The organism is Chroococcidiopsis cubana SAG 39.79 (assembly GCF_003991895.1).
In the GTDB taxonomy this organism is placed as follows: Bacteria; Cyanobacteriota; Cyanobacteriia; order Cyanobacteriales; family Chroococcidiopsidaceae; genus Chroococcidiopsis; species Chroococcidiopsis thermalis.
In genome coordinates this window covers 1-513 of the sequence record NZ_RSCK01000294.1, presented here as the reverse complement: position 1 = coordinate 513, position 513 = coordinate 1, and the positions used below count along the sequence as shown (strand labels likewise).

At 44.1% G+C, this 513-nt stretch carries 1 protein-coding gene; it reads left to right on the top strand.

Features of this window, described 5'->3' with window-relative positions; all coding sequences use genetic code 11:
- Positions 1-292 precede the first annotated feature (292 nt).
- The coding region (locus tag DSM107010_RS41005) for a hypothetical protein (protein ID WP_206751866.1) at positions 293-513 on the top strand (221 nt) is incomplete at its 3' end.

Here is a 513-nt window from a genome sequence, read left to right as displayed (position 1 = left end):
ACTATTTCCCACCACCGCTCAATACTGGTATAGTCAGTGACTCGAAAATCTGCCCTTCCCCTGTTCATTTTTCACCTGTTTAAATCCATACTCAATCCAACCGCGAAGGCTATAGCGTTTCCCCAATTGTAACTGCCAAGATTTAGGTAGATTAGTCATCACAAACCAAGTCTCAAGTGGATTTGTAGTTGGGCTGTTTGTTTTACTGATTTTGTAGTAGCGGATTGGATGGGCTTTGCTAAAGACAATTTCGCGCTCTCTAGCAAGTTTCATCTGGTCGATGAGAGAGAGCTTGAACGGATGCACGCGGCTCGGTTGTAATGGACTTTCTGACCTGCTACTACTAGTAGCACACCATGAGGACTACGAATTGCAACCAGACAAGGAAGTTTTAAGCGAAGAAATTCGTGAATCACATCTCCACTTTCTCCATATCAGCTGTCTGCTAGTACTAGCACAAGAGCGGAATTTCCATTCCTCAAGTGCTTGTAAAATTTCCACCGCTAATTGGGG